This is a genomic window from Escherichia albertii NBRC 107761 = DSM 17582 (genome assembly GCF_000759775.1).
Classification (GTDB): domain Bacteria; phylum Pseudomonadota; class Gammaproteobacteria; order Enterobacterales; family Enterobacteriaceae; genus Escherichia; species Escherichia albertii.
In genome coordinates, this window is sequence record NZ_BBMY01000153.1 from 1 (window position 1) to 10,438 (window position 10,438).

Consider the following 10,438-nt stretch of genomic DNA (forward strand, 5'->3'; position numbering starts at 1 on the left):
CACCCACTATGTATTCCTGAAGTGGGTCTTTTTGTCAGAAATGCGCGGGACTCAGATGTCTGCTCTCTATATGATCGGGATGTCGTGACTGAAATGATCCGACGCAACGCTCCACATCCTCTCAGCCGGGAGCCCTTTACGCTGGACATGATTGTCAGCAGAGATAGGTGCCGTTTTGATACGACAGAACAACGTTTCTGCGTAGAATCCGAGCAGAATACACGCCTTTGAGTGATTTCGAAGTGTTTTTTCAGTTTTCGTAGATTGCCAGCATTACTTTGTGGGTTGTTAAAAGTCGACTTGAATTTATCCAGCCCCTGAATAGCAGCCCCCGGTATATAATCTTCCCGTCAGATAAGTAAGTATGACGGTGATCTACTTTCTGAGAATTGAATCCTTCTATACTACAGTAAATACCATCTTCTGAGGAGATGGTATTTTATTTTACAGACAAAAAATTAAAAAAACACTTAATTATTGCTTTGTTTTTATTTTAAAAGCAAAAACAAGCAATAACAAACACACCCTCAGCCAAAAACAAAAACAGTCCTGCGTGAAACCTAAAAATACAGAAATAATATTTTGCACAACAAAAAGAAAGGATAAGAAAATATAGATAATGCACACTTTCAGTAAAATTGCGAATACAATGATCAACAGACAGGTAGCTGGTTTATGTTGTTTCAGTTTGCTATTCAAAGAATACCAATTAGTACCAGAGCCCCCGAAACAGGCTAATATGCTTGTTCGCTATTGCACCACTGTCATCTTTCCTCTATGACACGATGGCGCCCCAGGTAAGATTTTCGCAAACATTACGATAACTATCCCACTTGAACCAGTATACCTATTAACCATGCGTTCATAATGGCGCTGTAAGTCAGAAGCCCCGCTCTTCAACGTTTGCCATCTAAACAAAAATCCCTTTATGTCAACGCCTTTTGTTACACTTCGTTATCAAGTGCAAACGAAAAACGGAACAACGATATGCCGACAAAACGCTTTGACAAAAAACACTGGAAAATGGTGGTAGTCCTGCTGGTTATTTGCGGCGCAATGCTGTTACTGCGTTGGGCGGCAATGATCTGGGGTTGAATGGTGGCGAGTGAATGCAGCCAGACCGCATTACACGGCCCGGCAGATACTATTACATGCTGTAGCCCAACGATAGCGTCGTCCGACGATCGGTATGCTCCGGCGCGGATTCCGGCGGTTCAGAATTCCATGTGACGTTGTACGCGACTTTCAGACCAAAATGCTCATTAATGGCGACATTCAACGCACTTTCCGAGTTCAGCGTTGTGTCTTCCGCACCAAAGACGGAAACACCCTGGGTAAATTTAGTGTTGTCCGTTAATTGCCATACATAGGCCCCGGAAGCATAACCCAGTGGCTGAGTCTCACTGGCATTGTCAGTATATTTGTCGTAACGCACGCCCGGACCGAATTCAAAGCGGAAGCTGTGTACCGGACCATTCAAAAACTGACGACCGTAACCAGCAGTCAACACATCGCGCTCGCGATAACCGTTATAGCGATCTGTCAACCAGCTCGCCTGACCAAAAAGATAGTCGTAGTCAGTTAAATTAAAACGGCTACGTCCACCCGCCGCATATTTTTCTGAAGAACGTTCATCGTTAGATGAGGTATTGCTGGCATTTCCCCATAGCGACCAGGCAGTAGAATGCCCATACCAGGTCATGGTAGTGTCAGCCGTTAATGAAGAACTTTTCGTGTTGCCTGATTGTGCAAGATATCCTGCATTCAGATTACCTTCGAACGGTTTTTTGGCACTGGCAGGATCGTCCATGACAGTAAAAACGGAATCATCGGCAGTTGCATTCAATGACGCAAACATGCCCCCCGCCAACATAACGATGGCAGGAACTGTCTTCAAAAGCTTCATTTATCAAGAGTCCGTACAACAAAAAAGAGACCATCGAGGTCCCGGAATCTTTCTTAAGGATCAAAGAGTAACGTCCCTGGAAAGGTAACAAATTATAAAAAGGCGCGAATAACTTAGCAATGAATTCTTATTTCATTTTTTGAATAAGCTCGTTGTGAAAATAGATATTTATTTATATATCTTTTCATCATTGATTTTAAATAAACATCTAATAAATCATATTGTTAATTTCTTCACTTTCTACAGATTCGGTGCCAGACTGAAATCAGCTTACAGGAGGAAATAATGGTACGTATCTATACGTTGACACTTGCGCCTTCTCTCGATAGCGCAACAATTACCCCGCAAATTTATCCCGAAGGAAAACTGCGCTGTACTGCGCCAGTGTTTGAACCTGGCGGTGGTGGCATTAACGTCGCCCGCGCTATTGCTCATCTCGGCGCAAGCGCTACAGCAATCTTCCCGGCAGGCGGCGCAACCGGAGAACATCTGGTCTCGCTGCTGACCGACGAACATGTCCCTGTTGCCACAGTGGAAGCCAAAGACTGGACTCGCCAGAATCTACATGTACATGTGGAGTCAACAGGCGAGCAGTACCGGTTTGTCATGCCCGGCGCGGCATTAAGTGAAGATGAATTTCGCCAACTCGAAGAACAAGTTCTGGAAATTGAATCAGGAGCCATTCTGGTTATTAGTGGAAGTTTACCCCCCGGCGTGAAACTGGAAAAATTAACCCAGTTGCTCTCCGCTGCACAAAAACAAGGGATTCGTTGCATTGTTGACAGCTCCGGCGAAGCGCTAAGCGCGGCACTGTCGATTGGTAATATTGAATTAGTTAAACCTAACCAGAAAGAGCTCAGTGCGCTGGTTAATCGCGAACTCACCCAACCGGATGATGTACGCAAAGCTGCGCAAGAAATTGTTAATGATGGCAAAGCCAAACGGGTCGTCGTTTCCCTTGGTCCTCAGGGGGCGCTGGGGGTTGATAGTGAAAGCTGCATTCAGGTCGTACCGCCACCGGTGAAAAGCCAAAGTACCGTTGGTGCCGGTGACAGCATGGTAGGAGCCATGACGCTGAAGTTAGCAGAAAATGCCTCTCTGGAAGAAATGGTCCGCTTTGGGGTAGCTGCAGGCAGCGCCGCCACGCTCAATCAGGGAACACGCCTGTGCTCTCATGACGATACACAAAAAATTTACGCTTATCTTTGCCACTAATAGAGACATTCCCCCACTGTGGGGGAATCGCCACAAACCTGTCGGCAACGTCTTTCTCCGACTATGCTCAAAAGTTATGGGATAACAAAGGGGTGAATTATGTCCAGTGGAGATCTTGTCCGTTATGTCATCACCGTTATGCTGCATGAGGAGACATTGATTGACATTAACGAATTAAATAATTATCTGACCCGCAATGGTTTTCTGCTCACCATGACAGATGATGAAGGCAAGATTCATGAGCTGGGAACGAATACCTTTGGGCTTGTCAGTCCCCAAAGTGAAGAGCAAATAAGAGAACTGGTTTCAGGGCTCAGCCAAAGTGCAACAGGCAAAACACCTGAAATCACGATCGCCACCTGGGAGGCGTGGAATAGCGACAGAAAATAAATGGTTTTTGAGCAATAATCAGTCTGTGGTGTGCGTTAGCTCGTGTTTTTACACCGCGTTTTTGCGCTAACCTTATGATCTGGCAGACAACATGGGAGAGACATCATGTGGCAGGCAATCAGTCGTCTTTTGAGCGAGCAGTTAGGTGAAGGCGAAATCGAACTGCGTAATGAACTGCCTGGCGGAGAAGTCCATGCCGCATGGCATTTGCGTTATGCGGGGCGTGATTTTTTCGTCAAATGTGATGAAAGGGAACTGCTTCCCGGCTTCACCGCTGAAGCCGATCAACTGGAATTACTGTCTCGCAGTAAAACCGTCACGGTGCCAAAAGTCTGGGCTGTTGGCGCTGACCGCGACTACAGTTTTCTGGTGATGGACTATCTCCCACCTCGCCCGCTGGATGCACATAACGCATTTATTTTAGGGCAGCAAATTGCACATCTACATCAATGGAGCGACCAACCACAATTTGGCCTCGACTTCGATAATGCCCTTTCTACAACGCCACAGCCCAACACCTGGCAACGTCGCTGGTCAACATTTTTTGCTGAACAGCGAATTGGCTGGCAGCTAGAGCTGGCGGCAGAAAAAGGGATCGCCTTTGGCAATATCGACGCCATTGTCGAACATATTCAGCAGCGCCTGGCCTCGCATCAACCACAGCCTTCCTTGCTACACGGCGATTTGTGGTCCGGGAACTGCGCGCTGGGTCCAGATGGTCCGTACATTTTCGACCCCGCCTGCTACTGGGGTGACAGAGAGTGTGATTTAGCGATGCTGCCGCTGCATACCGAACAGCCGCCACAAATTTACGACGGCTATCAGTCAGTTTCACCGCTACCGTCAGATTTCCTCGAACGTCAACCGATTTATCAACTCCACACTTTGCTAAATCGGGCAAGATTGTTCGGCGGGCAACATTTGGTTATTGCTCAGCAATCGTTAGATCGCTTGTTAGCGGCATGAGAGGGTGACTCACACAGAAGAGTACCGTTTTTTCGGTACTCTTCCCGACGGACATCTAAATATCGCCTTTATTGCAACGTATCCTGGTCAGGTAAATGAATTCCACTTTGTGCCAGTAAGCCCATTTGGCAGTACATTGCACAGGCAGCATCAATAATTGACATCGCCAGTGCAGCGCCGCTACCTTCGCCAAGACGCATATCGAGATGAAGAAAAGGCCGCAACTCAAGATAATCCAGTGCCAGCCTCGCCCCCTTCTCTGCTGAGAAATGAGAAGGAATACAGTAATTTTTGACCTCTGGCGCTATCTGGCAAGCAGCTATTGCCGCAGCATATGAAAGAAAGCCATCTAACACCACCGGCAATCCACATGCGCCAGCCCCCAGGATAACACCTGTCATGCCAACCAGATCATAACCACCCACTTTAGCCAGAACATCGATAGCATCCCGTGCATCGGGTTTGTTGATATGTATCGCCTGGCGAACTATCGACTCTTTATGGCCAACGCGATTCTGTGGCAAATTAGCACCAATCCCAACAACATCATGTGGATCGCTACCTGTCAAAACAGCAATAACCGCCGAGGCTGATGTCGTATTCGCTATTCCCAGTTCCCCTACGCCAAAAACCGAAATGCCTTCCTTCGCGCGTTTTTTTACAAGTCTGGCACTAGTCAGTAGAAGATGTTCAGCGTCCTGACGCGACATCGCCGGCCCCGTGGCTATATTGCCGCTGCCCTTTGCAAGTTTGATATTAAGCATGTTATCAATGGGCTCACAATCAATGCCGATATCGACTGGCAGCACCGATGTCTGGTTAGTTCGCGCCAGTACGCAAACACCGGTAATTCCTTTTAACATGTTGAGCGCCTGAAGCCTGGTCACTTCTTTCGGCGATACCGCAACACCTTCATCAAATACGCCATGGTCAGCACACATAACAATAATTTCTTTTTGTAAATTATTGAGTTGCTTAATCCCCCACATCCCCGATATTTGTATAGCCAGGCTCTCAAGACGTCCAAGGCTGTTTGTCGGCTTGACTAACCCATCAATATGTTGGGCTGCTACCTGCATTTTTTGTTTATTCAGCGGTCTGATCAATGCAATCAGATCCTTTACTGTTTCCATCCTTGTCATCCTTATTTGTCGGTTTGCAACATGCTTATACGTCAACTGCCTTTGATCTTGACGCCAATGCCAGAGACCACCAGCCACACCTCCTGTGCCGCTTGTGCAAGTTTTTGATTTGCCCTGCCGGAAATATCGACAAAATGACGGGCCAGCCGATTTTCTGGCGTAATACTCATCCCCAGTTCATTGGTCACAACAAATATCGGAGCCGATGACTGCTGGCATACCGTAATAAGCTCGTCCACCTGCTGTTGTAGTACAGCCTCCAGAGCGGTGAAATCCAGAGTGTCAGGTGAAGCGCCACCACTCGCCTCATAAAGCAAATTGGCCAGCATTGTCGTGATGCACTCCAGCACAACACCTTCGCCAGGCTGTACATGGTGGCGAATCACGTCGCCGATATCGCGATACCCCTCCCAGGTGCGCCAGTGTGCAGGACGCTGTGCCCGATGTTTTTTAACGCGTTGCGCCATTTCATCGTCTGTGATCACGGACGTGGCAATGTAAAGAACGCGTTCGCACTGTGACAGGGCCAACTGTTCAACGTGGGCGCTTTTACCGCTACGCGCCCCTCCTGTGACCAGGATCATGTTGGGATCTCCAGGTGCTTATGATAAATATCATTAATATCGACACGCTCTCTCATAACGCTCGCTAATACATTAAAATCAGTAGAAGATACAACATGATAAGAGAGCGCTGCTTCGACATTTTCCCGCTATGGCTCGCTCATTTTTATCGTCCATTCAGGAGAAATGCAGAATAACATCGTTCTGTCTGAAAGAGTTCTGCGAAATGGAATCGTCAAAGAAAACAATGAACGCTGGTGTAATCACCAGCGTCCTGACAGCCCGGCGCTACGTTAAATAAAACCAAGCAAAGAAAAGAATACATATCCCGCAACAATGCAAATTACTGGCAGGATATAGAGTGAGAAAAACTGCAGGAAGATAGTATGATGCGGCACGACAATGCGCGATTCAATTTGTTCACGCGTTAATCCCTCATCCCCTTTGGCTTTCTCCAGAATGAGTTGGTCCTCCACCCCTTCACGCAAAAAACGCGCCTGGCGGCTCATTCGGGCGCCGGAGTCTTGTAACGCCAGTCCGATAAAAATCAGAATAAAAATCACCCAGAACATAACGTTCACGCCACCATTAAAATTAGGCGTTGGCGAGTTGAACCAGAACAGATTCAGAAAAGGCGTATTCGCCTGCATCATATCGATCATGACATGGGCAAAATCGAGCATTACCGCATTAATGCCTTCCTGGGTTTCCTGCCGACTATTCATAAACTTCAGCAAAGAAATCAATGTAGAGATCAGTGCGGGTATAAAAATCAACCAACCGAAAATCCTTTTCAAAATAGCAATGCGTCCAGCTTGTTGATACGTCATGAGTTCTCCTTGATTAAGACGCGTCGTTTCACTTAGTTTACCTGTAGATATCTGTTTTCGCCCATTCTTTAAAGGCGATATGATAGGCGCTTAATCATAAGCACTGCTTAATACCTTACACATAATGCTCTAAAGGAGAGGTTGTAATGTCAACCCCGCGTCAGATTCTTGCTGCAATTTTTGATATGGATGGATTACTTATCGACTCCGAACCTTTATGGGATCGGGCCGAACTGGATGTGATGGCAAGCCTGGGGGTGGATATCTCCCGTCGCAATGAGCTGCCGGACACGTTAGGCCTGCGCATCGATATGGTGGTTGATCTCTGGTATGCCCAGCAACCGTGGAATGGGCCGCGCCGCCAGGAAGTTGTAGAGCGGGTTATTTCACGAGCTATTTCACTGGTTGAAGAGACCCGTCCATTGCTACCCGGCGTGCGTGAAGCGGTTGCTTTATGCAAAAAGCAAGGTTTATTAGTCGGTCTGGCTTCAGCATCACCGCTACATATGCTGGAAAAAGTGCTGACGATGTTTGACTTACGTGACAGCTTCGATGCCCTCGCCTCTGCCGAAAAATTGCCTTACAGCAAACCGCATCCGCAAGTGTATCTCGACTGCGCAGAAAAACTGGGCGTGGACCCACTTTCCTGCGTAGCGCTGGAGGATTCTGTAAACGGAATGATCGCTTCTAAAGCGGCACGAATGCGTTCCATCGTTGTTCCGGCGCCGGAAGCGCAAAATGATCCGCGTTTCGTACTGGCGAACGTTAAACTTTCATCACTCACTGAGCTGACCGCTGCAGATCTGCTGGGCTGATATCTTTGGGCGGTGGTAACACCGCCCCTCGATTCTTACCTGATTTCGCGTTCAACTGGCGGATTTATCGTCAGTTTGTGATAAAGAGTTACACCGTCACCACTTCCGCACACTGTATAAAAATCCTATACTGTACGTATCGACAGTTTAGCGAGTTTTATCATGACGGCGGAAGGCCACCTTCTCTTTTCTATTGCTTGTGCGGTATTTGCCAAAAATGCCGAGCTTACGCCTGTGCTGGCGCAGGGTGACTGGTGGCATATTGTCCCTTCCGCAATATTAACGTGTCTGTTGCCAGACATCGATCATCCGAAGTCGTTTCTTGGGCAGCGATTAAAGTGGATATCAAAACCCATCGCCCGCGCTTTTGGGCACCGTGGTTTTACACACAGTTTACTGGCTGTGTTTGCCCTGCTGACGACTTTCTACCTGAAGGTTCCAGAAAGCTGGTTTATTCCTGCTGATGCTTTGCAAGGTATGGTGCTGGGTTATTTGAGCCATATTCTTGCCGATATGCTGACCCCCGCAGGCGTTCCTCTACTCTGGCCATGCCGCTGGCGTTTCCGCCTGCCGATTCTGGTACCGCAAAAGGGCAATCAACTGGAACGTTTTCTGTGCATGGCGCTCTTTGTCTGGTCGGTATGGATGCCCCATTCACTGCCCGAAAATGGTGCGATTCGTTGGTCATCGCAAATGATTAATACATTGCAGATCCAGTTTCATCGCCTTATTAAGCATCAGGTTGAATACTAAAAAGGCAAAATTTATCTTTCTGGAATAAGCAATTCCATTTGAATATAAGAGGCCGCTCACAGTTCTGTTAATCTTGCGCCAACACTATGACTGCTACGCAGTGATAGAAATAATAAGATTAGGAAAACGGGGATGAACTTTCCATTAATTGCGAACATCGTGGTGTTCGTTGTGCTGCTGTTTGCATTGGCCCAAACTCGCCACAAACAGTGGAGTCTGGCGAAAAAAGTGCTGGTAGGTCTGGTGATGGGCGTGGTTTTTGGCCTCGTCCTGCATACCCTTTATGGCTCTGACAGTCAGGTGCTTAAAGATTCCGTACAGTGGTTTAACATCGTCGGTAACGGCTATGTTCAGTTATTGCAAATGATCGTTATGCCACTGGTCTTTGCCTCCATTCTGAGTGCAGTTGCTCGTCTACATAACGCCTCTCAGTTAGGTAAAATCAGTTTTCTGACTATTGGTACATTACTGTTTACCACACTGATTGCAGCTCTGGTCGGTGTACTGGTAACCAATCTGTTTGGTCTGAGCGCAGAAGGCCTGGTTCAGGGCGGCGCAGAAACGGCACGTCTGAACGCTATCGAAAGTAACTATGTCGGTAAAGTCGCTGACTTAAGCGTGCCACAACTTATTCTGTCCTTTATTCCGAAAAACCCGTTTGCCGATCTGACCGGAGCAAATCCGACGTCAATTATCAGCGTGGTAATTTTCGCTGCATTCCTTGGTGTCGCTGCGCTAAAACTACTGAAAGATGACGCGCCGAAAGGCGAACGCGTCTTAACGGCTATCGACACGCTGCAAAGCTGGGTAATGAAACTGGTTCGCCTGGTCATGCAACTAACCCCTTACGGCGTTCTGGCGCTGATGACCAAGGTGGTTGCGGGGTCTAACCTACAGGACATTATCAAACTGGGGAGCTTCGTTGTCGCGTCCTACCTCGGTCTGATCATCATGTTTGCGGTCCATGGCATTCTGTTGGGCATTAACGGAATTAGTCCGCTGAAATACTTCCGCAAGGTATGGCCTGTACTGACTTTCGCTTTTACCAGCCGTTCCAGCGCAGCATCCATTCCGTTGAATGTCGAAGCGCAAACGCGCCGCCTGGGCGTACCCGAATCCATCGCCAGTTTCGCCGCTTCTTTTGGTGCGACCATTGGTCAAAATGGCTGTGCCGGGTTATATCCGGCAATGCTGGCAGTGATGGTTGCGCCAACAGTTGGCATTAACCCACTGGATCCAATGTGGATTGCGACACTGGTCGGTATTGTCACCGTAAGTTCTGCTGGCGTTGCGGGTGTTGGCGGCGGTGCGACTTTCGCTGCACTGATTGTTCTCCCAGCAATGGGATTGCCGGTAACTCTGGTTGCGCTGTTAATATCCGTTGAGCCGCTTATCGATATGGGACGTACTGCGCTGAACGTTAGCGGTTCTATGACAGCCGGTACGCTGACCAGCCAGTGGCTGAAGCAGACCGACAAATCGATTCTGAATAGTGAAGACGATGCGGAACTGGCTCATCGTTGATTTAATATAAACGCGACGGCTCGTTTCCCCGGGCCGTTGCCCTGCTTCTTATTTTATCCAATTGAGAGTCTATGAGCTTCCGACTATCGTCAAAGACCTTATCACTAAGCAGTGTCGTTAACCTGTCAATACATCCCTGAGAGTTTCTTTCAAATTCTACAAAAAATTTTAAACACTCAAATCCAAGACACTTTTTTATATGTGGGTCAACGATTTCGCTAATATCACTAAAATCAAAGCAATTAAAGAAAAAATTAACATTAAATAATAAAGGTGGAGAAGGAAAAATTAATACAGGGTTGCCCGCCTTCATTTTATGCAACGGTGTTCCGGT

The 10,438-nt window shown here is 47.6% G+C and carries 12 protein-coding genes and 1 pseudogene; 8 read left to right on the top strand and 5 right to left on the bottom strand.

Annotation, left to right across the window (positions count from 1 at the left end; translation table 11 throughout):
• Nucleotides 1-12 precede the first annotated feature (12 nt).
• Both EA14781_RS25040 and yniD read left to right on the top strand, forming a co-directional pair.
• Complete coding sequence (locus EA14781_RS25040) at nt 13-231, top strand: T3SS effector NleG family protein (protein WP_129560756.1); 219 nt, start codon at nt 13-15, stop codon at nt 229-231.
• Nucleotides 232-987: 756 nt separating this feature from the next.
• The gene (gene yniD / locus EA14781_RS20145; protein WP_001142446.1) at nt 988-1,095 is read left to right on the top strand and encodes a small membrane protein YniD; all 108 of its coding nucleotides are present in this window, start codon (nt 988-990) and stop codon (nt 1,093-1,095) included.
• Nucleotides 1,096-1,147: 52 nt separating this feature from the next.
• Here the strand turns inward: yniD and EA14781_RS20150 are convergent, their stop codons facing one another.
• Complete coding sequence (locus EA14781_RS20150) at nt 1,148-1,906, bottom strand: DUF481 domain-containing protein (protein WP_000771406.1); 759 nt, start codon at nt 1,904-1,906, stop codon at nt 1,148-1,150.
• Nucleotides 1,907-2,191: 285 nt separating this feature from the next.
• Between EA14781_RS20150 and pfkB the strand changes: the two genes are divergently transcribed.
• From pfkB to EA14781_RS20165, 3 genes are all read left to right on the top strand, one after another.
• Nucleotides 2,192-3,121: a 6-phosphofructokinase II gene (gene pfkB / locus EA14781_RS20155; protein ID WP_000251716.1), complete on the top strand. Its 930-nt coding sequence runs from the start codon at nt 2,192-2,194 to the stop codon at nt 3,119-3,121.
• A gap of 99 nt (nt 3,122-3,220) precedes the next feature.
• Nucleotides 3,221-3,511, top strand: a complete 291-nt coding sequence (gene ghoS, locus EA14781_RS20160) for a type V toxin-antitoxin system endoribonuclease antitoxin GhoS (RefSeq protein ID WP_000094309.1) — start codon at nt 3,221-3,223, stop codon at nt 3,509-3,511.
• Between the two features lie 105 nt (nt 3,512-3,616).
• Entirely contained in the window at nt 3,617-4,477 is an 861-nt protein-coding gene (locus EA14781_RS20165; RefSeq protein WP_000267666.1) for a fructosamine kinase family protein, read from the top strand.
• Between the two features lie 68 nt (nt 4,478-4,545).
• Here the strand turns inward: EA14781_RS20165 and cobT are convergent, their stop codons facing one another.
• From cobT to EA14781_RS20180, 3 genes are all read right to left on the bottom strand, one after another.
• Nucleotides 4,546-5,610 carry a nicotinate-nucleotide--dimethylbenzimidazole phosphoribosyltransferase gene (gene cobT, locus EA14781_RS20170; protein WP_000450791.1) on the bottom strand — a complete coding sequence of 355 codons (1,065 nt, stop codon included), beginning with the start codon at nt 5,608-5,610 and terminating at the stop codon, nt 4,546-4,548.
• 41 nt (nt 5,611-5,651) lie between these two features.
• Nucleotides 5,652-6,203, bottom strand: a complete 552-nt coding sequence (cobU, locus tag EA14781_RS20175; protein ID WP_000604784.1) for a bifunctional adenosylcobinamide kinase/adenosylcobinamide-phosphate guanylyltransferase — start codon at nt 6,201-6,203, stop codon at nt 5,652-5,654.
• A 272-nt stretch (nt 6,204-6,475) separates the two neighbouring features.
• Nucleotides 6,476-7,012, bottom strand: a complete 537-nt coding sequence (locus EA14781_RS20180; protein WP_000222151.1) for a YniB family protein — start codon at nt 7,010-7,012, stop codon at nt 6,476-6,478.
• A 146-nt stretch (nt 7,013-7,158) separates the two neighbouring features.
• Between EA14781_RS20180 and hxpB the strand changes: the two genes are divergently transcribed.
• From hxpB to tcyP, 3 genes are all read left to right on the top strand, one after another.
• Nucleotides 7,159-7,827, top strand: coding sequence for a hexitol phosphatase HxpB (gene hxpB, locus EA14781_RS20185; protein WP_000106812.1), 669 nt, complete (start codon nt 7,159-7,161; stop codon nt 7,825-7,827).
• 162 nt (nt 7,828-7,989) lie between these two features.
• Complete coding sequence (locus EA14781_RS20190; RefSeq protein ID WP_000123136.1) at nt 7,990-8,580, top strand: metal-dependent hydrolase; 591 nt, start codon at nt 7,990-7,992, stop codon at nt 8,578-8,580.
• A 132-nt stretch (nt 8,581-8,712) separates the two neighbouring features.
• Nucleotides 8,713-10,104, top strand: coding sequence for a cystine/sulfocysteine:cation symporter (tcyP, locus tag EA14781_RS20195; protein WP_001010732.1), 1,392 nt, complete (start codon nt 8,713-8,715; stop codon nt 10,102-10,104).
• Between the two features lies 1 nt (nt 10,105).
• Here tcyP and EA14781_RS25520 read toward each other — a convergent pair.
• Nucleotides 10,106-10,438, bottom strand: a pseudogene (locus EA14781_RS25520) (hypothetical protein); the annotation flags it as partial.

Excerpts from the sequence above, each read along its gene's own strand:
- yniD (WP_001142446.1), top strand. The coding sequence starts at position 988 with ATGCCGACAAAACGCTTTGACAAAAAACACTGGAAAATGGTGGTAGTC.
- EA14781_RS20150 (WP_000771406.1), bottom strand. The coding sequence starts at position 1,906 with ATGAAGCTTTTGAAGACAGTTCCTGCCATCGTTATGTTGGCGGGGGGC.
- pfkB (WP_000251716.1), top strand. The coding sequence starts at position 2,192 with ATGGTACGTATCTATACGTTGACACTTGCGCCTTCTCTCGATAGCGCA.
- ghoS (WP_000094309.1), top strand. The coding sequence starts at position 3,221 with ATGTCCAGTGGAGATCTTGTCCGTTATGTCATCACCGTTATGCTGCAT.
- EA14781_RS20165 (WP_000267666.1), top strand. The coding sequence starts at position 3,617 with ATGTGGCAGGCAATCAGTCGTCTTTTGAGCGAGCAGTTAGGTGAAGGC.
- cobT (WP_000450791.1), bottom strand. The coding sequence starts at position 5,610 with ATGGAAACAGTAAAGGATCTGATTGCATTGATCAGACCGCTGAATAAA.
- cobU (WP_000604784.1), bottom strand. The coding sequence starts at position 6,203 with ATGATCCTGGTCACAGGAGGGGCGCGTAGCGGTAAAAGCGCCCACGTT.
- EA14781_RS20180 (WP_000222151.1), bottom strand. The coding sequence starts at position 7,012 with ATGACGTATCAACAAGCTGGACGCATTGCTATTTTGAAAAGGATTTTC.
- hxpB (WP_000106812.1), top strand. The coding sequence starts at position 7,159 with ATGTCAACCCCGCGTCAGATTCTTGCTGCAATTTTTGATATGGATGGA.
- EA14781_RS20190 (WP_000123136.1), top strand. The coding sequence starts at position 7,990 with ATGACGGCGGAAGGCCACCTTCTCTTTTCTATTGCTTGTGCGGTATTT.
- tcyP (WP_001010732.1), top strand. The coding sequence starts at position 8,713 with ATGAACTTTCCATTAATTGCGAACATCGTGGTGTTCGTTGTGCTGCTG.